At 72.0% G+C, this 22,669-nt stretch carries 21 protein-coding genes; 8 read left to right on the plus strand and 13 right to left on the minus strand.

Annotated elements, in window-relative coordinates; translation table 11 throughout:
• Window positions 1–10: 10 nt before the first annotated feature.
• The 3 genes from F9278_RS01400 to F9278_RS01410 are packed head-to-tail and all read right to left on the minus strand — an operon-like array spanning window position 11 to window position 4,562.
• Window positions 11–352, minus strand: coding sequence for a hypothetical protein (locus tag F9278_RS01400; protein WP_152166602.1), 342 nt, complete (start codon window positions 350–352; stop codon window positions 11–13).
• Window positions 339–1,691 carry an NAD(P)/FAD-dependent oxidoreductase gene (locus tag F9278_RS01405; protein ID WP_152166603.1) on the minus strand — a complete coding sequence of 451 codons (1,353 nt, stop codon included), beginning with the start codon at window positions 1,689–1,691 and terminating at the stop codon, window positions 339–341. Before F9278_RS01405 ends, F9278_RS01400 begins: the two co-directional genes overlap by 14 nt.
• 54 nt (window positions 1,692–1,745) lie before the next feature.
• Window positions 1,746–4,562: a cation-translocating P-type ATPase gene (locus F9278_RS01410; RefSeq protein ID WP_152166604.1), complete on the minus strand. Its 2,817-nt coding sequence runs from the start codon at window positions 4,560–4,562 to the stop codon at window positions 1,746–1,748.
• 421 nt (window positions 4,563–4,983) lie between these two features.
• Here F9278_RS01410 and F9278_RS01415 point away from each other — a divergent pair, with 421 nt between their 5' ends.
• From F9278_RS01415 to F9278_RS01450, 8 genes are all read left to right on the plus strand, one after another.
• Complete coding sequence (locus tag F9278_RS01415) at window positions 4,984–6,102, plus strand: NADP-dependent oxidoreductase (protein WP_152166605.1); 1,119 nt, start codon at window positions 4,984–4,986, stop codon at window positions 6,100–6,102.
• A gap of 356 nt (window positions 6,103–6,458) precedes the next feature.
• Window positions 6,459–7,523 (plus strand): ABC transporter substrate-binding protein, encoded by a 1,065-nt coding sequence (locus F9278_RS01420; protein ID WP_152166606.1) that lies wholly within the window; start codon window positions 6,459–6,461, stop codon window positions 7,521–7,523.
• A gap of 101 nt (window positions 7,524–7,624) precedes the next feature.
• Window positions 7,625–8,800 (plus strand): ABC transporter ATP-binding protein, encoded by a 1,176-nt coding sequence (locus F9278_RS01425; protein ID WP_152166607.1) that lies wholly within the window; start codon window positions 7,625–7,627, stop codon window positions 8,798–8,800.
• 4 nt (window positions 8,801–8,804) lie between these two features.
• On the plus strand, window positions 8,805–10,544 hold the full coding sequence (locus F9278_RS01430) for an ABC transporter permease (RefSeq protein WP_152166608.1): 1,740 nt from the start codon (window positions 8,805–8,807) through the stop codon (window positions 10,542–10,544).
• Window positions 10,541–11,368 (plus strand): SDR family NAD(P)-dependent oxidoreductase, encoded by an 828-nt coding sequence (locus F9278_RS01435; protein ID WP_226966582.1) that lies wholly within the window; start codon window positions 10,541–10,543, stop codon window positions 11,366–11,368. The genes F9278_RS01430 and F9278_RS01435 overlap by 4 nt, the downstream gene beginning before the upstream one ends.
• A 25-nt stretch (window positions 11,369–11,393) precedes the next feature.
• A complete protein-coding gene (locus F9278_RS01440; RefSeq protein ID WP_152166610.1) occupies window positions 11,394–12,635 on the plus strand; it encodes an acyl-CoA dehydrogenase family protein in 1,242 nt (413 codons plus the stop codon).
• Complete coding sequence (locus tag F9278_RS01445; protein ID WP_152166611.1) at window positions 12,632–13,717, plus strand: phosphotransferase family protein; 1,086 nt, start codon at window positions 12,632–12,634, stop codon at window positions 13,715–13,717. Before F9278_RS01440 ends, F9278_RS01445 begins: the two co-directional genes overlap by 4 nt.
• On the plus strand, window positions 13,717–14,463 hold the full coding sequence (locus F9278_RS01450) for an SDR family NAD(P)-dependent oxidoreductase (protein ID WP_404818844.1): 747 nt from the start codon (window positions 13,717–13,719) through the stop codon (window positions 14,461–14,463). The genes F9278_RS01445 and F9278_RS01450 overlap by 1 nt, the downstream gene beginning before the upstream one ends.
• Window positions 14,464–14,514: 51 nt before the next feature.
• Here the strand turns inward: F9278_RS01450 and F9278_RS01455 are convergent, their stop codons facing one another.
• The 10 genes from F9278_RS01455 to F9278_RS01500 form a co-directional block, all read right to left on the minus strand.
• Window positions 14,515–15,597 carry an MBL fold metallo-hydrolase gene (locus tag F9278_RS01455; protein WP_152166613.1) on the minus strand — a complete coding sequence of 361 codons (1,083 nt, stop codon included), beginning with the start codon at window positions 15,595–15,597 and terminating at the stop codon, window positions 14,515–14,517.
• Window positions 15,594–17,126 (minus strand): class I adenylate-forming enzyme family protein, encoded by a 1,533-nt coding sequence (locus F9278_RS01460; protein ID WP_152166614.1) that lies wholly within the window; start codon window positions 17,124–17,126, stop codon window positions 15,594–15,596. The genes F9278_RS01455 and F9278_RS01460 overlap by 4 nt, the downstream gene beginning before the upstream one ends.
• 31 nt (window positions 17,127–17,157) lie before the next feature.
• The gene (locus F9278_RS01465) at window positions 17,158–17,478 is read right to left on the minus strand and encodes an EthD family reductase (protein WP_152166615.1); all 321 of its coding nucleotides are present in this window, start codon (window positions 17,476–17,478) and stop codon (window positions 17,158–17,160) included.
• Between the two features lie 40 nt (window positions 17,479–17,518).
• The gene (locus F9278_RS01470; RefSeq protein WP_152166616.1) at window positions 17,519–17,908 is read right to left on the minus strand and encodes a hypothetical protein; all 390 of its coding nucleotides are present in this window, start codon (window positions 17,906–17,908) and stop codon (window positions 17,519–17,521) included.
• Window positions 17,909–17,924: 16 nt separating this feature from the next.
• Entirely contained in the window at window positions 17,925–18,275 is a 351-nt protein-coding gene (locus F9278_RS01475) for a nuclear transport factor 2 family protein (RefSeq protein WP_152166617.1), read from the minus strand.
• A 103-nt stretch (window positions 18,276–18,378) separates the two neighbouring features.
• The gene (locus tag F9278_RS01480; protein ID WP_152166618.1) at window positions 18,379–19,008 is read right to left on the minus strand and encodes a TetR/AcrR family transcriptional regulator; all 630 of its coding nucleotides are present in this window, start codon (window positions 19,006–19,008) and stop codon (window positions 18,379–18,381) included.
• Between the two features lie 81 nt (window positions 19,009–19,089).
• Window positions 19,090–19,887 (minus strand): enoyl-CoA hydratase/isomerase family protein, encoded by a 798-nt coding sequence (locus F9278_RS01485; protein WP_226966583.1) that lies wholly within the window; start codon window positions 19,885–19,887, stop codon window positions 19,090–19,092.
• The gene (locus F9278_RS01490; RefSeq protein WP_152166620.1) at window positions 19,884–20,645 is read right to left on the minus strand and encodes an SDR family NAD(P)-dependent oxidoreductase; all 762 of its coding nucleotides are present in this window, start codon (window positions 20,643–20,645) and stop codon (window positions 19,884–19,886) included. The genes F9278_RS01485 and F9278_RS01490 overlap by 4 nt, the downstream gene beginning before the upstream one ends.
• Window positions 20,642–21,436 carry an SDR family oxidoreductase gene (locus F9278_RS01495; RefSeq protein ID WP_152166621.1) on the minus strand — a complete coding sequence of 265 codons (795 nt, stop codon included), beginning with the start codon at window positions 21,434–21,436 and terminating at the stop codon, window positions 20,642–20,644. Before F9278_RS01495 ends, F9278_RS01490 begins: the two co-directional genes overlap by 4 nt.
• Entirely contained in the window at window positions 21,433–22,647 is a 1,215-nt protein-coding gene (locus F9278_RS01500) for an acyl-CoA dehydrogenase family protein (protein WP_152166622.1), read from the minus strand. Before F9278_RS01500 ends, F9278_RS01495 begins: the two co-directional genes overlap by 4 nt.
• Window positions 22,648–22,669: the final 22 nt, after the last annotated feature.

A 22,669-nucleotide genomic window follows, 5' to 3' on the forward strand; every position in this document is an offset into this window, starting at 1 on the left:
GCACACGGTGTCAGTTCACCGACTCGACGATCACCACGCACAGCCCCACCGTGGCAACGGTGATCAGGGTCATGGCGATCATGGTGCCCCGCAGCCAGCGCCCCAGCCGGACGCGATGCCGGGCGTGCGCCGCGGTGACGCTGTCGGTGATGTGATCGGTCACCATGCGGGCCACATAGGTCTGTTCGTCGAGGTACCAGCGTTCGATGTCGTTCTTCTGCTCCGGCGTCAGACCGGGCTCCCGGGCGATGAAGGCCGCCACCCGCTGCTGCGCCGCGTGCAGATGGCCCTCCCGGTAGAGAAAGGCCTCGATGTCGGTCAGGCCGCGCGCGGCCTCTTCACTCGCGTCCATGGTGTGCTCCTGAGAGGGGGGCGGGTCGTGTGTCGGCGCTGGTGACGAAGGCCTCCCGTGGGTGCTGGACGGAGGCGAGGGAGACGAGGTCCCGGCCGAACACGGCCGCGGTGAGCCAGACGGAGAGCACCCGGATCTTGCGCTCCCAGGTGGGCACGGCCAGGACGTGATAGCCCCGGTGCATCAGCCAGGCGGGGAGCCCCTTGATGACGAGCCTCCGGTACTGGAAGATGCCGCGCCCCAGCCCCAGCGTCGCCACCACGCCCAGGCTGCCGTGGCGGTAGTCGCGGATCCTCCTTCCCCGCAGATCGGCGGCGATGTTCTTGGCGAGGCGCTTGCCCTGGCGTACGGCGTGCTGGGCGTTCGGCACCGTCCGTGCCCCCGGGATCGGCAGGGCCAGGTCGGGTACGGCCGCGTCGTCGCCCGCCGCCCAGACGTCCGGCAGCGGTTCGCTCGCCGTGCCCACCCGGAGATCGGGCCGGACCACCAGCAGGCCCCGCTCGTCCACCGGGAGGTCCGTGTGGTTGTGCACGACCGGGTTGGAGGCGTTGCCCGCCGTCCACACGATCAGCTCCGAGTCGAACTCCTCGCCGTCGGACAGCACGACATGCCCGTCCACGGCGGAGACGAGCTGGGTGTCCAGGTGCACCCGGGCGCCCCGGCGTTCCAGGGAGCGAACCACCCACTCCCCCGGTCCGTCGCTCACCTCGGGCAGGATGCGGTCCCGGGCCTCGACCAGATGGAAGGACAGGTCCTCCGGGCCCAGCTCCGGGTAGTACTTGAGCATCGCGGTCGCCAGCGACAGCAGTTCGCCGAAGCCCTCCACCCCGGAGAAGCCGCCGCCCACGAAGGTGACGGTGAGCAGCTTCCGCCGCGCGGGGCCGGGCGGCAGGGACGCCGCCTGGTCGAACGCGGTCAGCAGCCGGTCGCGAATGGCCACCGCCTCCTCCACGTGCTTCAGCCCGATGGCCCGCTCCGCCACCCCGGGAACGGGGAACGTCCGCGTCACGGCGCCGGCGGTGACGACGAGGATGTCGTAGCGCAGTTCGTACGCGGCGCCGTCCGCCGGGCGGACCGTGACCGCCCGGTCCTTGTGCCGAATCTCGGTCACGCTCCCCGCGACCAGCCGGGTCCTGCGCAGATGACGCCGCAGCGACACGGCGGCATGGCGTGCCTCGACCGAACCTGCCGTCACCTCCGGCAGGAAGGGCTGGTACGTCATGTACGGGCGCGGGTCGACGACCGTCACCCGGGCCTCGCCCGCCCGCACCGCCTTCTCCAGGCCCCACGCGGTGTAGAAGCCCGCGTAGCCGCCGCCGACGATCAGGATCTCACGCATGATTCCCTCTGTTTCTCGTCCGTCGTGTCCCGTCCGGCGTCTCTCGTACATCGCTCACCTGGACAGGTCGGTGTGTGACGGTGTGACAACGGTGGTACCGCCTCGCGTCGCCGACCGTGCGGCGCGCAGGGCGGACTCGGCGAGGAGCACGGTGGCGGCGGTGCCCAGGCACACGGCCCATTGGGCGGCGGTGAGCGGGACGGTGCCGAAGACCGTTCCCGCCCAGGGCAGTTGGACGACGGCGATCTGTACGGCGACGACACCGGCCAGGCACAGCCAGAGCGCGCGGTTGCGGAACTGGAAGCGGCCCAGGACCGGGCCGTCGTCCCCTCGGGCGCTCAGCGCGTTGAACGGCTGGAACAGCACGAACGTGGTGAACGCCATGGTGAGGGCGGTGTCCGCGTCGACGTACGCGCGGGCGACGGCGAACAGTGTGACGGTGCCCGCGGCCATGACCGCACCGGCCCAGCCGATGGCGAGGAGTCGGCGGGCGTCCAGAATCCGTTCGCCCGGGTCGCGCGGCGGGCGGCGCATCACATCGTCCCGGGCGGGGTCGACGGCCAGGGCCATCGCGGGCGGACCGTCCATGATGATGTTGATCCACAGGAGTTGGGCCGCGGTGAGCGGGGAGGGCAGTCCGGCGAGGGAGGCGCTGAGCAGGGTGAGGATGGCGCCGATGTTGGTGGCCAGCTGGAAGCGGACGAACTTGACGATGTTGGCGTAGATGGCCCGTCCTTCGTGGACGGCGCGCACGATCGTGGAGAAGTCGTCGTCGGTGAGGACCATGTCGGCGGCTTCCTTGGCCACGTCCGTTCCGGTGACGCCCATGGCCACGCCGATATGGGCGGCCTTGAGCGCGGCGGCGTCGTTGACCCCGTCGCCGGTCATGGCGACGACATGTCCCCGGTCGGTCAGCGCCCGTACGATCACCACCTTGTGTTCGGGGGCGACCCGGGCGAACACACCGATGTCGTCGACGCGTTCGGTGATGTCCCGTTCCGTCATCCGGTCCAGCTCGGCGCCCGTCACGACCCGGCCCGGGATGTCCAGTTCGCGGGCGATCGCCGCCGCCGTGTCGGCGTGGTCACCGGTGATCATCTTCACGGCGACCCCGGCCGTGCGGCACAGCGCGATCGCGTCCCGGGCCTGCGGGCGGGGCGGATCGGCGATCCCGGCGATCGACACCAGGGTCAGGCCGGGCAGGACGACCGGGTCGACCGTGCTCGGGGCGCTCTCCATCAGGGCCGTGGCCGCGCCCAGCACCCGTAGTCCGGCGCCGCCGAACCGTGCCGTCACGGCGAGGACCTCGTCGCGGTGCGCTTCGTCGAGGGCGCGTACGCCGTCCTCGGTGAGCACGTCGGCGCACATGCCCAGCAGGACGTCGACCGCGCCCTTCACATGGACCCTCGTACGACCGTCCGGTTCGGTGTGGAAGGTGGCCATGTACTTGGTGGCCCCGTCGAACGGCAGCTCGCCCACCCGGGGCAGTTCGGTGCGCGCCCGGTCGGCGTCCACCCCGGCCTTGGCCGCCAGCACGACCAGCGCGGCCTCCGTCGGATCACCGATGAAGTAACCGCCGGTCAGGCGGGCGTCGTTGCACAGGGCGAAGGGGAGCACCGTGTCGCGGAGGTCGTGGGCGGGGTGCGTGGCGTCGGGGAGGACGATGTCGCCGGTGAGCGAGGTGTCTCCGGCGGGAGAGGTGCCGTCCCCGCCGTGGAGGCGGAGGGTGCCGGTCGTGCCGTACCCCTCCCCCGTGACGTCGTAGAGCCTGCCCCCGGTCCACAGTGTGCGTGCGGTCATCTCGTTGAGGGTGAGGGTGCCGGTCTTGTCGCTGCACACGACCGTGGCCGCGCCGAGGGACTCCACCGAGGCGAGGCGCTTGACGATGGCGCCGCGCCGGGCCATGCGGCGCACGCCGAGGGCCAGTGTGAGGGCCAGTACGGCGGGCAGTCCCTCGGGGATCGCGGCGACGGCGAGCGCCACGGCCTGCAACGCGATGTCCGAGAGCGGCTCGCCGCGTATCCATGCGCTCAGCGCGTAGGCGACGACCGCGACTCCGCTCAGCACCGCCAGTCGCCGTCCCAGGCTGTCCAGTTGGACCTGGAGCGGGCTCGGCGGTTCCGTCCCGGTGCGCAACGCCTCGGCTATGGCGCCGACTTCGGTGCGCATCCCGGTGGCGGTGACGAGCATCTCGGCACGGCCCCGGGTCAGCGCGGTGTTCATGAACAGCATGCTGGTGCGCTCGGCGAGCGGCACCGCGGCGGTCGAGGCGCGGTCGACGGCCGTGACGCTCTTGGCGACCGGCTGGGACTCCCCGGTCAGGGCGGCCTCGTCCACCTCGACCGTCTCCGCGACGGTGAGTCTGCCGTCCGCCGGTACGCGGTCGCCCGCCTCCAGCAGGACGACGTCGCCGGGGACGAGGGCCTGGGCCCGCACCATCTGTTCGGTGCCGTCGCGGCGCACCTTCGCCATGGGTACCAGCATCCGGCGCAGCGCCTCCAGGCTGCGTTCGGCCCGTCGCTCCTGCCAGTAGCCGAGGACGGCGTTGATCTGCAGAACGACGGTGATCACCACCGCGTCCCGGATGTCGCCGATGGCTCCGGCCACCACGGCGGCGATCAGCAGGATGACGATGAGCCAGTTGCGGAACTGGTCCAGGAACTTCAGCCACTCCGGCCGACGGGCCGGTGCGGACAGCCGGTTGGCGCCCCAGACGTCCGTGCGCTCGGCGACCTGCCCCGTGCTCAGGCCCACCCCCGGGAGGACGCCGAGCCGGTCCGCCACCCGGGCGGGCTCCTCGGTGGCGGGGTCCTCGGTGGCGGGGTCCGCGTGCGCGCTCTCGCTCGCGGTTTTCCCGTCCAGCGTCGCCATCGCCTCATTCCCTCCCGGAGCGGACCGTCATGCCGGGCGGCCCTCTGTCTCCCTCCGTAAGACCGGTCATGCGGCGCGGATGTGACACGCCGGTGGACAGGCGGGTGGGACAGACGGATGCGAGAGGCGGGGAAGCGGGCTGCGCGCGGTGGCGATGTTGTCATGGTCTTGTCAGATCTCTCGTAAAGGTCCGTACCAACTGCCAATTCCCTTTCTATTAGGAAAGTTTCCTACCAGTTAGCCAGGAGTCCCCCATGAGACCGGCACGATCCGTTCCGCTCGCCGCCGTGCTGCTCCCGGTGCACCCGGGAGCCCGTTCCTTTCATGATGAACTGACTTCAGGTTCCAACCGTCGATTCCCCCTCATACCAGTTACCGCCGGCATGGACGCGTGAGGTTCATCATGATACAAGTTCAGTTCATGGACGAGATACGCACCGGGGCCGGGGCGGGTCACCCGTCCCGGGCGGGCGTGGTGGCGGTCGGGCGTGAGGTCCGGCCGGTCGCCTATCCGCGCGACGAGGTGCGGGCGGCGGACTTCCGCGTCGTCGAGGTGGCGGTCCCCCGGCCGGGGCCGGGCGAGGTGCTGGTCCGGAACACCTGGACGTCCGTGGACGCCGCGCTCCGGCTGCGGCTCAGGGAGCGGGCGCCGGAGGGGTACTTCCCGGCCTTCCCCCTCGACCAGCCGATGGACGGGATCATGACCGTCGGCGAGGTCGTCGAGTCCCGTGCCGACGGATTCGCCCCGGGCGACACGGTGTCGCACGCCTCCGGCTGGCGCGACTACGCGGTGGTCGGGGCGGGAAGCCAGGCGCTCGGCGGCGTCGGCGCGCTCACGAGGCTCGATGTGCGCGACACACCGCCGCAGGCCCATCTCGGTGTCCTGGGCGCCACCGGGCTCACCGCCTACGCCGGGCTCTTCCATGTCGCGGAGCTGCGGGACGGTGACGTGGTGTGGGTCTCCGCCGCGGCCGGTGCCGTGGGCGGCCTCGTCGCCCAGCTGGCGAAGCTCCACGGGCATCGGGTCATCGGCAGCGCGGGCTCCGCCGAGAAGGTGCGTCACCTCCGGGAGGAACTCGGCCTGGACGCCGCGTTCAACTACAAGGACGGCCCGCTCCCCGACCTGCTGCGCGAGGCGGCACCGGACGGCATCGACGTGTACTTCGACAACGTCGGCGGCGACCATCTGGAAGCCGCCCTCGGCGCGCTGCGGACATCGGGGCGCGTCGCGATCTGCGGCATGATCTCGGAGTACGCGGCGCGGGGCCCGTCGCGCGGTCCCGGCAACCTGATGCTCGCGGTGACGAAGAACCTGACCATCCGCGGCTTCCGCGGCAGCGCGCACACCCATCTGCTGCCCGAGGTGAGACGGCGGCTGGGCGCCTGGGTCCGCGAGGGCCGACTCCCCTACCGGGAGACGGTCGTCGACGGGCTGGAGCAAGCCCCGGCGGCGCTGGCGGCACTGTTCCGGGGCGACAACACCGGCAAGACGCTTGTGCGGATCGACGGCGTCGCGCATCGTGAGAACCTCGGCGGCTGACCACACCCGTCGCAACTGAACCGTCATTGAACTGAAATGAGTTCAATCTCCGGCGCCGGTCACTGCCCGGCCAGCACCCGCGCCCCGCCCTCACCACCGCCCCCCATCCCGGTAAACCGCCGCCCATCTGGCCTTTTATCGCCCCGCAGCCACGCACACGACCCGCCCGCGCCCCCTAGGATCGAGCCCACCCCACCGAACCCCGCCCACTCCCCCACCTGCGCGAACTATTGCCTAACCTAGTTCAGTTTGGTAATTTCCCTGAAATCTTGGCCGCCCAGCGACCGTCCGGTGCGAACTCCGCCCGGACGGATGCCGGTCCGGCCGGGAGCCGGTTTCAGGCAAGGGAGCCGAGAATGAGACCAGATCCGCGACGGCGCGGCGCTTTGCTCATCCTGCTATCGATCACCGCTCTGCTGGCCACCGCGTGCGGCGGCGGCAGCGACACCAACGCCGAGTCCAAGGTCGTGCCCGCGTCGGCGAGCATGGACGAACTGGTCGCCGCGGCGAAGAAGGAAGGCCAGATCACCGTCTACTCGGCGCAGGACCTGACCTCGCTCAACAATCTCGCCAAGGCCTTCGAGGCCAAATATCCGGGGATCGACGTCAAGACCGTACGGGGCGTCGACGGCGACCTCGGCGTGAAGGTCGAGACGGAGTTCAACTCCGGCAAGGGCATCGCGGACATGTACGTCAGCGCCAGCCTGTCCTGGGTGAAGCCGCAGGCCGAGGCCGGCCGCTTCCTCACCCCGGTCGGGCCCGAGCTGACCGGCAAGGGCGCCTACGACGCCAAGCAGTACGTCCACAAGGGCAACTACTTCGAGACCAACTCCGCCGTCCTCACCTTCGGCTGGAACACCGAGCTCCATCCCAAGGGGCTCACCGACTACACGGGCCTGCTGGACCCGTCGCTCGCGGGCGGCAAGATCGGTGTGGTCGAGCCGACCGCGCCCTCGCTCGTCGACTTCTACATGTGGCTGGAGGAGACGTACGGCGCCGACTTCGTGAAGAAGCTGGCCGCCCAGAAACCCCGTATCTACCCCAGCGCCCTGCCGATGGGGGAGGCGCTGCAGTCCGGTGAGATCGCCGCCGGCAGCTTCGTGGCACCGATCGCGCTCGACCCCGCCAAGGAGAAGGGCGCCCCGGTCGACTACCGCATGCCGCCGAAGGGCGCGTGGGGCGCCCGGTACTACGGCATGGTGCTGAGCACCGCCCCGCATCCCAACGCGGGACAGCTCTTCGCCAACTTCATGGTCACCGCCAAGGGACAGGAGCTGATCACCCCGTCGGCCGGCTCGGTACTGCCCGACGTCCCCGGCACGGTGATCACCAACGACAAGGTGCGGATCCAGGACCCGGCGAAACTCACGCCGGACGCCGTGGCCGCGTACCAGAAGAAGTGGAAGTCCCTGTTCCAGTAGGAGCGGTGGACCACATCTGCCAGGACCCATGCACAGCAGTGTGGGCACCCGTGCCGACGGGTGCCCCACTCACCTGATCTTTTGGATGTGAGGAGTCCCCCGTGTCCCATGTGCGCATCGAGGGTCTGACGAAGAGGTTCGCCGGCAAGCCGCCGACGGTCGCCGTCGACGACCTGTCGCTGGAGATCGAACCGGGCGAGTTCATCGTTCTCCTCGGCCCGAGCGGCTGCGGGAAGACCACGACCCTGCGGTGTCTGGCCGGTCTGGAGACACCCGACGAGGGCCGCATCTCGCTGGGCGACCAGACGGTGCTGGACGTACGCGGGAAGGTGAACCTCCCTCCGAACAAACGACGGATCGGGATGGTGTTCCAGTCGTACGCGCTGTGGCCGCACATGACGGTCCGCCGCAACATCGGCTATCCGCTCAGGACCCGGCGGGTGGCCCGTGAGCAGGCGCGCGAGCGGATCGAGGAGGCCGCCGGACTCGTCGACTGCGCGGCCCTGCTCGACCGCTATCCGGCGCAGCTCAGCGGCGGTCAGCAGCAGCGGGTGGCGCTGGCCCGCGGGCTGGCCGCCCGGCCCGATCTGGTGCTCTTCGACGAGCCGCTGAGCAACCTCGACGCCCGGCTGCGCGACCAGGTCCGCGCCCAACTGCACGAACTGCACGCGCGGCTGGGCTTCACCGCCGTGTTCGTAACCCACGACCAGAGCGAGGCGCTGGCCCTCGGCGACCGGCTGGCGATCATGAGGGCGGGCCGGATCGAGCAGCTCGACACACCGGAGCGGGTCTTCGAGGAACCGGCCACCGAGTACGTCGCCGGGTTCATCGGCATGTCGAACCGGCTGTCGCTGCGGCGGGCGGGCGAGGGCTGGACCGTCGTCGGCGAACCGGGCGCCGACGGCCCGGCAGGCGTTCCGGGCCCGGCGGTGGCGGGCGAGCTGCCGGTGCCCCGCTCGCACGGCGAGGTCTCCGCCCGGCTGCGCCCCGACGACCTGCTGCTCTGTCCGGTCGAGGAGAAGCCACCGGGTCATGGCGTCGGCCTGGCGGCGGAGGTCGTCGACGCGCAGTTCGGCGGACGCCACATGGACGTGGTCGTCACGATCGCGGGCGGCCGGTTGCACGCACGGGCGCCGCTGACCGGCACGCCCTGGGCCCGCGGACTGTCGCGCGGACAGCGGGTTACCGCCTGGTTCCCCAAGGACACGGCGATCTACTACGACGCCGACGGGGTGCGCACGGCCGCGCACGCCCCCGCGGCCCCGGTGGGGGCGTGACGTCATGGCCGCACCCGCCGTATCCGCTCCCGCCCCGACGACGACACCGCCGCGTCCGGAGCCGTCGCGGCCGACGGCGCTGACCCGGGTGCGACGCCATCTGCCCCGGCTCGGCGCGCTCGTCTTCCTGGCCGCCATCGGCTATCTGGTGATCGCCCCGCTGGTGGGCCTTCAACGGCTGGCCTTCGAGGACGACGCCCGGGGCTACCGGGCCGCCCTCGACGCCCCGGACATCGGGGAGACCCTGCGCAGGACGGCCGGTCTGGCGCTGGGTTCGCTGGCCATCGCGCTCGTCCTCGGCACGTTCCTGGCCTGGGCCGCCACCCGGCTGCCGCCCCGGCTGCGGGTGCTGCGCGTGCTCCCCATCCTGCCCATCGTGGTCCCGGCCGTGGCGGCGGTCACCGGCTGGGCGTTCCTGTTCTCGCCCCGCCCCGGCTACCTCAACGCGGCCCTGCGCAATCTGCCCTGGTGGAACCATCTCGACGAGGGCCCCGTCGACATCTACACCCTGCCGTGGATCGTGATCATCACCGGCTTCGGCCTGACCGCGTTCGTCTACCTGTTCGTCAGCGCCGGCTTCGGCAACATCAACGCGGAGCTGATCGAGGCGGCCCAGGTCAGCGGATCGACGGCCGCCGGGGTGTTCTTCCGGGTGACGCTGCCGCTGCTGCGCCCGGTGCTGGTGTACGGGGGTTTCGTGGCCCTGCTCCTCGGGCTCGGGCAGTTCACGGGGCCGCTGCTGCTGGGCAGGAACAACGGCATCGACGTCCTCACCACCGACATGTACGCCGCCGTGTCGCAGAGCCCCGTCGACTACGGCAGGGCCGCCGCGATCGGCTCGCCGCTGCTGCTCTTCGGCATCGCCGTCGTCTTCTTCCAGAAGGTGATCCTCGGCGACCACAGCCGCTTCGTCACCCACGGCGGCAAGGCGTTCCGGTCCGGGGGCCGCCCCTCCTGGGTCGCGGTCACCGGCATCCTCCTCTACGCCCTGGTGGCGCTGGCGCTGCCGCTGGGCGCCCTCCTGGTGGTGTCGCTCTCCTCCTTCTGGAGCGGGAAGATCGAGCCGAGCGGGTTCACGCTCGACAACTTCCGCCGGGTGTTCCAGGAGTCGGGGATCACCGACGCGATCGTCAACAGCCTCACCACCTCGGTCATCTCCGTCGCCATCGCGCTCCCCCTCGGTTTCGTCGCCGCCTCCCTGCTGCTCAAGGGGCGCCGGTTCCGGGTCGTCCGGGCCGCCGTCGACTTCATCGTGGCCATGCCGCTGGGCATCCCGGCGGTCGTCTTCGGCGCCGGGTTCCTGCTGACGTACAGCCGGGAGCCGTTCATCCTGTACGGCACCCGGACGGTGATCGTCCTCGTCTACGTCACGCTGATGCTGCCCTTCGCGACCCGGATGCAGCTGTCCGGAATGGTGGCGCTCGGCGACACCTACGTCGAGGCGTCCCGGACCAGCGGGGCGGGCGCGCTGCGGACCACCACCGAGATCATGCTGCCGTTGCTGCGGCCCACGCTCGCGGGTGCGGGAGCACTGATGTTCGTGCTGCTCACCCATGAGTTCACCGCGTCGCTGCTGGTCCGGGCGCCGACAACCCAGGTCATGGGCACCATCCTGTTCGACTACTGGTCCAACGGTTCCTATCCGCTGGTCGCCGCCATCGCGCTCGTCATGACGCTGGTGACGTCGGCGGGTGTCTTCGTGGCCATGTCGGTCGCGGGTTCCGACATCTTCGAGAAGCTGTGACCGGAGGCAGGACGATGGGTTCGGGTTCGCTGGACGGCAGGGTGGTGCTCGTGACGGGCGCCGGTCAGGGCATCGGGCGGGCGATCGCCGTGGAGACGGCCCGCAGGGGCGCGGCGGCGGTCGCGGTCGCCGACCGGAACGAGGCGACGGCGGCCGAGACCGCCGCACTCGTCCGCGCCGCCGGGGCGGAGGCGGAACCGCTCGTCTGCGATCTGCGCGACCGCGACCGGATCGAGGGCATGGTGGCCCGCGCGGCGGACCGGTTCGGCGGGCTCGACGTCCTCGTCAACAACGCCGGGGTGATCGAATCCGCGCTGGTGGACCGGCCCGAGGACCGGGCGGTGGACACCCTTCCCGAGGACGTCTGGGACGCCGTGTACGAGGTCAACCTCAAGGCGGTCTGGCTGACGACGAAGTTCGCCGCGCCCCATCTGCGGCGCTCCGTCCGGGGACCCGCGATCGTCAACACGGCCTCGGTGGCCGGGCTCACCGGTCGCCCCCTGGCTCCGGTCTACGGCACCACGAAGGCGGCCGTCATCCATCTCACCAAGGTCACCGCCGTCGATCTGGCGCCCGTGCGCTGCAACTGCTTCTGCCCCGGGGTCATCGAAACGCCACTGGCGCGGGACTTCTTCGAGGCCTCCGGCAAAGGCGACGCGATGGAACGGGAGTTGACCGCCCCTCAGCTCGTCCGGCGGCTCGGGCAACCCGAGGAGGTGGCGCGGCTCGCCTGCTTCCTGGCCTCCGACGACGCGGCGTTCATCACCGGAGCCTCGTACGTCATCGACGGCGGCGCACTGGCCTGGCACGGGGTCAGGGACTGAACACCTTTGATCGGAGAGGGGCCGTATGGCCATCGAGTTCGACATCGATCCGCACGTCGCCGACATCGCGCGGCGGACCACCGCGTTCGTCCGGGAGCATGTGCTGCCCGCCGAGGAGGAGTGCCGCGGTGATGTGCACGCGGGCCCGGAGCCGCTGAGGCGTGGGTTGCAGGAGGCGGCGCGCGCGGCCGGGGTGTTCGCCCCGCACGTGCCGGTGCGGTGGGGCGGGCTCGGGCTGGATCTGCGCGGCCAGGCGGTCGTCTTCGAGGCCGCCGGATACTCCCTGCTGGGCCCGCTCGCACTCAACTGCGCCGCGCCGGACGAGGGCAACACGCACCTCCTCGACGCCGTGGCGACGGAGGAGCAGAGGGCACGGTTCCTGGCGCCCCTGGCGGCCGGGGAGACACGGTCGTGCTTCGCGATGACCGAGCCCTCCCCCGGTGCCGGCTCCGACCCGCGGGCGCTGGCCACGCGGGCGGAACGGATCCCGGGCGGCTGGCGGATCGACGGCCGCAAGTGGTTCATCAGCGGGGCGGACGGGGCCGCGTTCACCATCTGTATGGCGCGCACCGGCGGTGAACCCGGTGACCCGGGCGGCGCGACCATGTTCCTGATCGACGCCGGCAACCCGGGGATGAAGGTGGTCAGGAACATCGGCACCCTCGACCGGGCCCTGTTCGGCGGTCACAGCGAACTCGCCCTGGACGCCTGCGAGGTGGCCGACGACGCGGTTCTCGGGGAGGTCCACCGGGGCTTCGAGTACGCGCAGGTGCGGCTCGGCCCCGCGCGGCTGACCCACTGCATGCGCTGGCTCGGGGTGGCCCGGCGGGCGCAGGACATCGCCCTGGACCGGGCCGCCGGGCGCCGGGCCTTCGGGGGCCGGCTGGCGGAACTCGGCATGGTGCAGCAGCAGTTGGCGGACTCGGAGATCGACATCGAGACGAGCCGGGCGGTGCTCTGGCGGGCCTGCTGGGAACTCGACCAGGGCAGGCCGGGTGCCCAGCTGACCTCGATCGCGAAGACCTTCGTGTCCGAGGCCGTCGGCCGGGTCGTGGACCGCGCCGTCCAGGTCTGCGGGGCGCTCGGCATCTCGGAGGACATCCCGCTGGCCTCCCTCTACCGCGAGGTGCGGCCGTTCCGTATCTACGACGGGCCGTCGGAGACCCATCGTTGGGCGATCGCCAAGCGCGCGGTCCGGGCGGCACGCGAGCGAGGGCCCGGGGAACCGGCGCGGGAGGCGGCACCGACGCGCGGGGGCGGGGCATGACGGCCCCCGGCGACGCCACCGTGGCCGGGGTGGACCTGCCCGCGCTCCGGCGCTTCGTCGAGCGAGAAGTCCCCGGCTGCGGCGGCCCGCTGGACGTCCGCCCGCTGTTCGGCGGACGTTCCAACCTCACGTATCTCGTGAGCGACGGCACGCACCGCTGGGTGCTGCGCCGGCCGCCGCTCGGCACGCTCACGCCGACCGCGCACGACATGGACCGCGAGTACCGCGTCATGGCCGCCCTCGCCGACACCGACGTACCCGTGCCGCGGACCGTGCTGTCCTGCGCCGACGCGTCGGTGATCGGCGCCCCGTTCACCCTCGTCTCGTACGTCGAGGGCAGCGTGCTGCGGGACTCCGGACAGGCGGCCCGGCTGCCCGCGGAGGACGCCCGGCGGTGCTCCCGGGCGCTGGTCGACCAACTGGCCGCCCTGCACGCGCTCGATCCGTACGAGGTCGGGCTGGGCGGGTTCGGGCGCCCGGCCGGGTACGTGGCACGGCAGGTGCGGCGGTGGCGCGGCCAGTGGGACCGGGTCGCCACCCGGGCGCTGCCCGAACTGGACGCGCTGTACGCGAAGTTGGCACGCGGGCTGGCCCTGACCCGGGACGACGGCGGTGAACCGGCGGTCCTGCACGGGGACTTCCGGCTCGACAACGTCCTCCTCGACGCCGATGACCCGGGGCGGATCGCCGCGATCGTCGACTGGGAGATGGCCGCGCTGGGCGATCCGCTCGCCGACCTCGGTCTGCTGCTCGTCTACTGGGACCCGGTGTGCGAGCCGGTCCTCGGGGACGGTCATGTCCCGGCCGCCAACCCGGGTTTCCTGTCCGCGCGGGAGCTGACCGAGCGGTACGCGGAGCGGTCCGGCCGGGACGTCTCCGCGCTGCCGTTCCACCGGGCCCTCGGCTACTTCAAGTTGGCGGTCATCGCGGAGGGCATCCACGCCCGCCATCGGGCCGGGCGCACCGTCGGACCGGGCTTCGACCGGGTCGGGTCGGCGGTGCCCGCGCTGCTGCGCTCCGGCCTGTCCGTGGACCTGCCGCGGGTCCGAACCATCCGGGACGAGAAGGGACGTGGGCAGTGATGATGCGGCTTTCGGAGAAGGTGGCGCTGGTGACCGGTGCCACCGGAGGGATCGGCGAGGCGATCGTGCGACGGCTGGCGGACGAGGGCGCGACCGTGGTGGTCACCGACCTCGACGGCGACCGCTGCGGCAAGCTCGCCGGGGAACTGCCCGGCGGCGCCCTGGGGTTGGCTCTCGACGTGACCGACGAGACGGCCTGGGAGTCGGTCGTCGCCGAGGTGACCGACCGGCTGGGCGGTCTGTCAGTGCTGGTCAACAACGCGGGGATCGCGACGATGGCCACGGTGGAGTCCGAGACCCAGGAGGGCTGGGACCGGGTCATCGGGGTGACGCAGACCGGGGTGTGGCTCGGGATGAAGCACGGCGGTCCGGCCATCGAACGTTCCGGCGGCGGCTCCGTCGTCAACGTCGCCTCGATCTTCGGCACGGTCGGCGGCTTCGGCGCCCAGTTCTCGTACCACGCGGCCAAGGGCGCCGTACGGCTGATGACCAAGAACGCCGCGCTGCACTGGGGCACTCGCGGGGTGCGTGTCAACTCGCTGCACCCCGGCTTCATCGAGACGCCCCTGTCCCGGGAGCTGTGGAAGGGCACGCCCCGGCTGACCGCGATGATCGAGGGCACCCCGCTCGGCCGGCTGGGCCGGACCGAGGAGGTGGCCGCCGCCGTGGCGTTCCTCGCCTCGGACGACGCGGGCTTCATGACCGGCTCGGAGCTGTACGTCGACGGGGGCTGGACGGCCCGCTGAGGCACCGCCCGCCCGGATCGCGCGGCTCCCGGCTCCCGGTGCCGGGAGCCGTTACGTGGACGCCGGTGCCGGAACCGTCGCGTGGTCGTCCTCACCGGTGCCGGAGTCGCAGCGCGTGTACCGGTGCACGCCGTCCACCGAGGTGAGACCGACCCGGCCGCGCGCCACCAGGACGTCCAGGTGGGCCGCCGTCTCGTTGACGGCCAGCATCTGGTTGAAGGGGTTCAGGTCCCCGAACGGGACCTGGCGCCGGGTCCAGCCCAGCTCCCGCGCCACGGCGTGGGCGTCGAGGGACCGGGTGCCGAGGACCGTGAGCGTCTCCCCGAGCCGGTCGTCGTGGTGGGCCAGCAGCTCCCCGACCCTGCCGTGGACGCTGTCGCCCACCGGCCCGTGCGCGGGCAGCAGTTGGGCGTCGGCGAGGGTGGTCATGAGCCGCAGCGAGGCGAGGTAGTCGCCCAGCGGCAGTCCGGGGCCGTCGCCGAGTTCGAAGCCGATGGAGGGGGTGATGTGCGGCAGCACATGGTCCCCGGAGAACAGCAGCCCCCGTGCCTCGTCGAGGTAGACGACATGGCCCCGGGTGTGCCCGGGGGTCGGTACGACCCGCAGGGTGCGGTCACCGAACCGCAGCTCCTCCGCGTCCAGCCAGCGGTCGGGCGCCTCCCACACGGAGGGGTCGAAGCCGCCGTGGTCCATCGCCTCGATCCGGTCGGCCAGTTCCAGGGCGCCGGCCCGGCGCAGGGTCCGCAGCGATCCGACCGGCTGGTCGGTGCGCAGCTCGCCGAGCAGTTCCAGGCCGCGCCGCTCGCCGGAGCCCAGGTAGACGCGGGAGCCGAGCAGCCGGCGCAGTTCCACGGCCTGGGTGTAGTGGTCGCGGTGGATGTGGGTGACCAGGACATGGGTGATCTCGGCGAGGTCGTGGCCGAGGCCGGCGAGGGCGTCCTCCAACGCCTTGCGGGACTCGGGGATCGACCATCCGCCGTCGATCAGCACCAGCCCGTCGTCCTCCTCCAGGACGTAGACGTTGACGGCCCGCAGCCCGTCGTCGGGCAGCGGCAGCGGTACGCGGTGCACCCCGGGCCGTACGGTCTGGGCTCCGCTCCGCGCCCACTGTCCTCGGTCGAAACGGGTGGTCATACGTCTCCCAGTCGTCGCTGTGCGGGCTGCGCCCCGGAGAGCCGCTCGTACAGGTCGCGTACGAGGTCCCGGGCGCCCCCTCGGTCGAGCTTGCCGACCCTGGTCTGGGGCAGTTCGGGCACGGTGAACGCGAACTCGGGCCACTTCGCCCTGGACAGGCCGGCGCGTTCCAGATGGGTGGTGATCTCGTCGAGGGGGAGGTCGTCGGTGGCGTCCTCGGGGACGACGAGCACGGCGGGGCGTTCGCCGAGGAGGGGGTCCGGGACCGGGGCGACGCAGACGCGGGCCACCCTGGGGTGGCTGGCGACGGCGCGTTCGATCTCGGTGATGTCGAGGTTGCGGCCACCCCGGATGATGACGTCCTTCGCCCGGCCCATGACGGTGACCGTGCCGTCGGCGGCGGTCATCAGGAGGTCCCCGGTGGGCAGGAAGCCGTCGGCGGTGAGGGCGGGTGGTTCGACGGCGCCGTCGCGGGCGTAGCCGAGGAAGAGGGAGGGGCCGCGCACCTGGGCGTGTCCGGTCTCGCCGGGGCCGAGGACGGTTCCGTCGGCGCCGACGCATCTCAGTTCGGTCCCGGGGAAGGGTCGGCCGTCACGGCCGAGTCTGATCTCCTCGGGGTCGTCCGGGTGCGGCGAGGTGTGGCCGAGGCATTCGGACATGCCGAAGACCCGCAGGATCCGGGTGCCGAGGGAGCGTTCGGCGCGGGCGAGCGCGCCCCGGTCCATGGGGCCGCCGCCGACCGTGATCGAGTGGACCCCTTGGAGAGCCCGGGAGCCGGAGGCCGCCGTGCCCATCTGGAGGGCCATGGTGGGGACGCACATGGTCCACCGGGCGTGGTGCTCGGCCATCCGCTCGACCGCGACACCGGGGTCCCATCGGCCGGTCAGCACCAGCGGTCCGGCGAGCATGAGGGACATGCAGACCCCGAAGCAGTACGCGGCGGTGGAGGAGAGCGGGACGATGGCGGCCACCGCGTCGCCGGGGCCGAGGCCGTTGATGTCGCGGGTGCGGGCGCAGGCGTAGCGCAGGGCGGCCTCGGACTGGACGACTCCCTTCGGGCGTCCGGTGGAGCCGGAGGTGAGGCCGATGACGGCGCCGCCCCGCCAGCGGGTGGCGTCCCTCGGTATCCGGTGGGACAGCACCGTCCAGCCGCCGAGGGCCTCCGCCTTGCCGCCCGTCGGCATGCCCGGTCCGTGCCACTCCCGCAGCGCGGACGGCTCGGCGACGACGACGTCCGGCCGGATGTCGGCGAGGGCCGACGCGAACTCGGTGGCCGTGGTGTGCCGGTTGACCACGGCGAGCACCCCGCCGGTCATCCCCACGGCCAGGGTGGCGACGACGGTGCGCCAGGAGTTGTCGGCCTGCACCAGGACCGTGCCGACGGCCGTGCCGTCCGGGGTCATGGCCTCCGCGAGGGTGACGGCGGAGTCGAGGAGGTCCCGCGCGGTGTGGTGGCCGTGGTCGTCGATGACGGCGGTGAAGTCGCGCTCTTCGGCTAGTTGTTGGAACTCCCGCACGGTCCGTCGCATCCGGCCCCTGCCCTTTCGTTCGTCGGGGCGGTCAGCCCGCGTACAACTCCCGCTCGTCGCCCATGACGGCGATCCGGCGGCCCCGCATGTCGCCGACCTGGGCGACGGCCGCCGCCCATTCGGGGCTGTCCAGTGCCTTGCGCAGGTCCTCGGGGGTGTCGAACCCGAGGACCGAGAGGCCGTCCCAGCCCTCGGAGCGGGGCTCCAGGGCCGCGTCGATCTCGGTGTGCCGCCAGGACCGTAGTCCGGGCAGCCGCCGGGTCAGTTCGGCGTGTTCGCCGCGCCACCAGGCGATGAACCGCTCATGGGTCCAGTCGGGCGGCCGTGCGGCCAGCAGGACGAGGTTGTACATGCCATCTCCCGGGTGAGAGCGGGTGGGTCGGCGAGAAGCGTCACGCGAAGAGCACCGCGGGCGACCGCCCGATGAGCAGTCGGCGCACCTTGCCGGTGGGGTCGAGCCGGGCGGAGGCCACGAAGGTCGCCTCGGGCTCGCCGGAGCGGCGGACCTCGCCGAGGAAGAGTTCGTCGTGGCCCTGGGCGCTGCCGGTCAGCAGGTGATGGGTGCGGGTGCCCCGCTCGCGCTGTGCGAGATAGCCCTCCATCTCGGTCCGGCCGCCGTGGAAGTCGGTGGCGCCGTCGCCGCCGGTGGAGAAGAGGATGGAGAACGAGAAGTCGTCGCTGACGAGATCGAGGATCCGGGACGCGTCCGGACCGTCGAGGAGCGCGAACCACGCGCTCAGGAACGGTGCGGTCGCGGACGGTGGGGTCTGGGTCGCGGGCATCCGCTGTGCCTCCTGCTCAGGGCCGGTCGACGAGGTGGAAGGCGGGGGTGAAGAAGGACTGGTAGCGCGCCATCAGACCGGAGGGTGAGATGACGGCGGCCGACAGGAACGCCCCGGTCGTCGTACCTCCGTCCACCACGAAGCCGTACACGGTTTCGAGGTCCCCGTCCACGGAGGCGCGGACGATCTCGTGCACCCGGTCCACGGCGTTCCGGCCGGCGATGTAGGCGGCGAAGTCGGCCTTCGACTCACCGGTCCGTTCGCCGGTCGGCAGGGCGATGAGGAAGCGGAACCCGGGCTCCAGGAGTTCCAGGGCCTTGTCGGGGTCCTGGCCGTCCATGCGGGCCATGTACTCGCGAAGCACCATGGTCTACGCCTCTCCCCTGCCAGACTTCAACCTGAGTTCAGTTCAGTTTGAGGATAGGACGGGTGCCCCGCCCACACAAGAGGCGGGGCACTGCCCTGTCACTTCACTGTTCCCCGACCATCCGCACCACGCATCCCTCGATCAGATCGCTGATCTCCGACAGCGGGATGGCCCCGGTGGGCCGGTACCACCGCCACACGCTGACGATCATCCCGAGCACGGCCAGCCCGAGCATATGGGCGTCGCGCACCGGGAAGGCGCCCTTGGCCATGCCGCGCACCAGCAGGTTCGTCCAGTCCCGCTCGACCATCTGCACCAGCTGCCGGGCGGCGATCCGCTCGGTCTCCTCGCGCTTGGACTTCCGGGGCGTGGCGAGCAGCGACATGTTGGCCTGGAGGACGCGCATCTGCCGGATCTCCTGCTCGGACACCGCGAAGGCGGCGCGGGTCCCGGCCTTGATCGCCTCGACGGGGTCCTCCTCGTCGGCCGTCGCCTCGGTGAACATGTCGTGGGAACGCTGCAGTTCCAGCCGCATGATCGTGAGCAGGCAGTGGGCCTTGGACTCGAAGTAGTGGTAGAGCGCGGTCTGACCGATGCCGACCCGGTCGGCCACGTCCGACCATTTCGTGGTCTCGTAGCCGGTCTCGCCGAAGTACTCGACCGCGGCCTCCAGAATGGCCGCCCGCTTGGACCTGGGTCCCTGGTCCGGATCCACGATCCGCGCCCTCGCCATCGGCTCTCCCTGCGCTCCATGACCGGCGCCGGTCGCCGATCGGATGTCTGAGGGTAGACCTACTTGAACTCGGTTACGAAGTCAGGTGACACGGGAAACGCCGTGGTCGGGCCTTCGCCGGGCCAGGAAGGCCGCCACACCCGCCCGGCCCTCGGCCGAGACGGCGGCCTCGGCCAGCTGCCGGGCCTCCGCGTCCAGGTGGGCGTCCAGGCCCTCGGAGAGTCCCGCCGCGACAAGCCTGCGGGTGGCACCGAACGCCCCGGTGGCCCCCCGGGCGAGCGCCTCGGCGGCCTTCTCCGCCTCCTCGGTCAGCCGGCTCGCGTCCACGACCCTGCTGACGAGCCCCATGTCCGCCGCCTCGGCCGCCGTGATCCGCCGGTTGGTGAGCAGCAGGTCCAGGGCCCGTTTGGGGCCGACGAGCCGTGGCAGCGACCAGCTGACCCCGGCGTCCGGGGAGTATCCGATGCCGGTGTAGGCGGCGACGAACGTGGCGTCGGAGGCGGCCAGGGTCAGATCCGCCGCTGCCGCGAGCCCGAGCCCGGCACCCGCGGCGGCGCCCTGCACGGCCGCCACCAGCGGCGCGTCCAGCGCGGCGAACACCCGCAGCGCGCCGTGCAGCGCGTCCGTGACCCGGCCCAGGTGGGCGGCCAGCCGGTCGCCGGAGAGTCCGGAGAACTCCCGCAGATCGCCCCCGACACAGAAGGAGCGCCCCCGCCCGGTGAGCAGCACCGCCCGTACGCCGTCGGTCCCGGCGCAGGTCCGCGCGGCCGTCAGCAGTCCCGTCGCCAGGGCCAGATCGATCGCGTTGCCCGCCCGCTCACGGCACATCTCGACGTGCGCCACGCCCGTTTCGTCGACGTGGACGGTGACGGCGCTCATCGGGCCGTCCATCCGCCGTCGACGGTGAGGACCTGGCCGGTGCAGTACGAGGAGGCGTCCGAGGCGAGGAACAGCAGGGCGCCGTCGAGTTCGCCCGGGGTGCCGCCCCGGCCGAGCATGGTGCCCCGTTCGACCCAGCGGCGGGAACGGTCGTCCGCGAACAGGTCGTCGGTCATCTCCGAGCGGAACCAGCCGGGGGCGAGGGCGTTCACCCGTATCCCGGCCGGGCCCCACTGTCCGGCGAGTTCCCGGGTGAGCCCGATCAGGCCCGCCTTCGAGGCGGCGTAGGAGGCGCCGCCCAGCGGGGCGCCGGAGACGAGCCCCAGCACGGACGAGACGTTCACCACCGAGCCGGTGCGACCGGCGGGGCCGTCGGCCTCGGCCATCAGCCTCGCCAGGTGGAACGGCGCCACGAGGTTGACCGCGAGCACCGCGGCGAAGTCGTCGGCGCCCTCGTCCTCGGCCCGTACGGCACCGGGCGCGCCCGCGTTGTTGACCAGCACGTCGATGCGTCCGGTGGCGGCGAGCACGGTCTCGGCGAGCCGTACGCGGTCCTCGTCGCGGGCGACGTCGCAGGCGACGGGGTGGATCCGGGGGTCGGAGCCGGCCAGTTCCTTCAGCCGGTCCAGCCGCCGGGCCGCGGCGAACACGGTGGCGCCCGCCTGGGCGAGGACGGTGGCGAACCGGGCGCCGAGGCCAGAGGAGGCGCCCGTGACGACGGCGGTGCGGCCGTGCAGGGAGAAGAGGCCGGCCGTCACGTGTCCACCCCGATCGGCAGCACCGTGGCGCCGCCGTCCAGGACCAGCGTCTGGCCGGTCATCCAGGAGGACGCGTCGGACGCCAGGAAGAGCGCCGCGTTCGCCACGTCCTCGACCGTGCCCAGTCGACGCAATGGGAGCTTGGCGGTGAGGATGGGCTCCCTCGGTTCCCAGACGGCCCGGGCCAGTTCGGTCTTGATCAGACCTGGCGCGATCGCGTTCACCCGTGCCCTGGGCCCGAGTTCATAGGCGAGCTGCCGGGTGAGATGCAGCATGGCCGCCTTGGTGGCGTTGTACCAGCCGATGTGCGGGTCGACGATCAGACCGCCCACGGAGGCGATGTTGACGACCGCTCCCCCGTGCTCGGCCATCCAGGCCCGCCACGCGTACCGCGTCCAGGCGATCATCCCGTACTGGTTGACGCGTACGGTCTTCTCCGCGCGCGGTGCGTCCAGGTCGAGCAGGTCGCCCATGTACGGGTTGGTGGCGGCGTTGTTGACCAGGATGTCGAGGCGGCCGAAGCGGGCCATGGTCTCCTCGACGCAGCGCTCGGCCTGTTCGGGCTCCCCGGCGTTGGCGACGACCTCGTGGATGTCGCCGTCGCCCTTGGTCCGCAGGAGTTCCTCGCGCGCGGCGGCCAGCCCGTCCGGTTTGCGGGCGGCGATCACGACATGGGCGCCCGCCTGCCGGTAGGCCGTGGCGATGCCGAGGCCGATGCCGCGCGAGCCGCCGGTGATCACGGCGACCCGGCCGTGCAGGGCCTGGGCGGCCCGCGGTACATGTCCGTTCACGCCTGCTCCTTCTCGTACTTGGCGAGTTCCCGGCGGGCCACCGTGCGCAGATGGACCTCGTCCGGGCCGTCCGCGATGCGCAGCGCCCGGGTGATCGCGTACAGCCGGGCCAGCACGGTGTCGTCGCTGACACCGGCCGCGCCATGGGCCTGCACGGCCCGGTCCACCACCCGGTGGGCCACCTCCAGGGCGGCCACCTTGATCGCGGCGACCTCGGTGCGGGCGGCGGCGTTGCCCCGGGTGTCCATCAGCCAGGCCGACTTGAGGACCAGCAGCCGGAGCTGCTCGATCTCGATACGGCTGCGGGCGATCCATTCGCGGACGACGCCCTGCTCGGCCAGGGGCCCGCCGAACGCGGTCCGGGTGAGGGTGCGGCGGCACATCAGGTCCAGGGCCCGTTCGGCGAAGCCGACGGCGCGCATGGCGTAGTGCATCCGGCCGGGGCCGAGCCGCCCCTGCGCGAGCGCGAAGCCCTCCCCCTCCCCGACGAGGAGGTTCCCGACGGGGACGCGTACGTCCTCGAAGAGCACGTCGCCGTGGCCGCAGCGGTCGGTGTAGCCGAACATCGGCAGATCCCGCAGGACGGTGATGCCGGGGGTGTCGCGCGGGATGAGCAGCATGCTCTGCTGCCGGTAGGTGTCCGCGTCCGGGTCGGTCACCCCCATGAGGATGATCAGCGCGCAGTCGGGGTCGAGGATCCCGGAGGTGTACCACTTGTGGCCGTCGACGACGTAGGAGTCGCCGTCGCGGGTGATACGGGTACGGATGTTGCGCGCGTCGGAGCTGGCGACCTCGGGCTCGGTCATGGCGAAGCAGGACCGGATCTCGGCGGTCAGCAGGGGCCGCAGCCAGCGGTCCTGCTGCTCGGGGGTGCCGTAGAGGGCGAGCAGTTCCATGTTGCCGGTGTCGGGGGCGGAGCAGTTGAACACCTCGGGGCCCATGACGGACCGTCCGGCCAGCTCGGCGAGCGGGGCGTATTCGAGGTTGGTGAGGCCCGCGCCCCGGTCGCCGTGCGCGAGGAACAGGTTCCACAGGCCCTCGGCACGGGCCTTCTCCTGCAACTCCCGCATGATGGCGGGCTGTCGGTGGGGGTTGTCCGCCTCGGCGAGTTGGCGGTCGTGGACGGCCTCGGCGGGGAGGACGTACTCCTCCATGAACGCGGCCATACGCGTGCGCAGTTCCCGTGTCCTCGGGGACAGCTCGAAGTCCATGCGCGTGTCGCTCCTTCTCCTC

The sequence above is a fragment of the Streptomyces phaeolivaceus genome (assembly GCF_009184865.1).
Taxonomy (GTDB): Bacteria; Actinomycetota; Actinomycetes; order Streptomycetales; family Streptomycetaceae; genus Streptomyces; species Streptomyces phaeolivaceus.

Excerpts from the sequence above, each read along its gene's own strand:
- F9278_RS01400 (WP_152166602.1), bottom strand. The coding sequence starts at position 352 with ATGGACGCGAGTGAAGAGGCCGCGCGCGGCCTGACCGACATCGAGGCC.
- F9278_RS01405 (WP_152166603.1), bottom strand. The coding sequence starts at position 1,691 with ATGCGTGAGATCCTGATCGTCGGCGGCGGCTACGCGGGCTTCTACACC.
- F9278_RS01410 (WP_152166604.1), bottom strand. The coding sequence starts at position 4,562 with ATGGCGACGCTGGACGGGAAAACCGCGAGCGAGAGCGCGCACGCGGAC.
- F9278_RS01415 (WP_152166605.1), top strand. The coding sequence starts at position 4,984 with ATGGACGAGATACGCACCGGGGCCGGGGCGGGTCACCCGTCCCGGGCG.
- F9278_RS01420 (WP_152166606.1), top strand. The coding sequence starts at position 6,459 with ATGAGACCAGATCCGCGACGGCGCGGCGCTTTGCTCATCCTGCTATCG.
- F9278_RS01430 (WP_152166608.1), top strand. The coding sequence starts at position 8,805 with ATGGCCGCACCCGCCGTATCCGCTCCCGCCCCGACGACGACACCGCCG.
- F9278_RS01440 (WP_152166610.1), top strand. The coding sequence starts at position 11,394 with ATGGCCATCGAGTTCGACATCGATCCGCACGTCGCCGACATCGCGCGG.
- F9278_RS01445 (WP_152166611.1), top strand. The coding sequence starts at position 12,632 with ATGACGGCCCCCGGCGACGCCACCGTGGCCGGGGTGGACCTGCCCGCG.
- F9278_RS01450 (WP_404818844.1), top strand. The coding sequence starts at position 13,717 with ATGATGCGGCTTTCGGAGAAGGTGGCGCTGGTGACCGGTGCCACCGGA.
- F9278_RS01455 (WP_152166613.1), bottom strand. The coding sequence starts at position 15,597 with ATGACCACCCGTTTCGACCGAGGACAGTGGGCGCGGAGCGGAGCCCAG.
- F9278_RS01460 (WP_152166614.1), bottom strand. The coding sequence starts at position 17,126 with ATGCGACGGACCGTGCGGGAGTTCCAACAACTAGCCGAAGAGCGCGAC.
- F9278_RS01465 (WP_152166615.1), bottom strand. The coding sequence starts at position 17,478 with ATGTACAACCTCGTCCTGCTGGCCGCACGGCCGCCCGACTGGACCCAT.
- F9278_RS01470 (WP_152166616.1), bottom strand. The coding sequence starts at position 17,908 with ATGCCCGCGACCCAGACCCCACCGTCCGCGACCGCACCGTTCCTGAGC.
- F9278_RS01475 (WP_152166617.1), bottom strand. The coding sequence starts at position 18,275 with ATGGTGCTTCGCGAGTACATGGCCCGCATGGACGGCCAGGACCCCGAC.
- F9278_RS01480 (WP_152166618.1), bottom strand. The coding sequence starts at position 19,008 with ATGGCGAGGGCGCGGATCGTGGATCCGGACCAGGGACCCAGGTCCAAG.
- F9278_RS01485 (WP_226966583.1), bottom strand. The coding sequence starts at position 19,887 with ATGAGCGCCGTCACCGTCCACGTCGACGAAACGGGCGTGGCGCACGTC.
- F9278_RS01500 (WP_152166622.1), bottom strand. The coding sequence starts at position 22,647 with ATGGACTTCGAGCTGTCCCCGAGGACACGGGAACTGCGCACGCGTATG.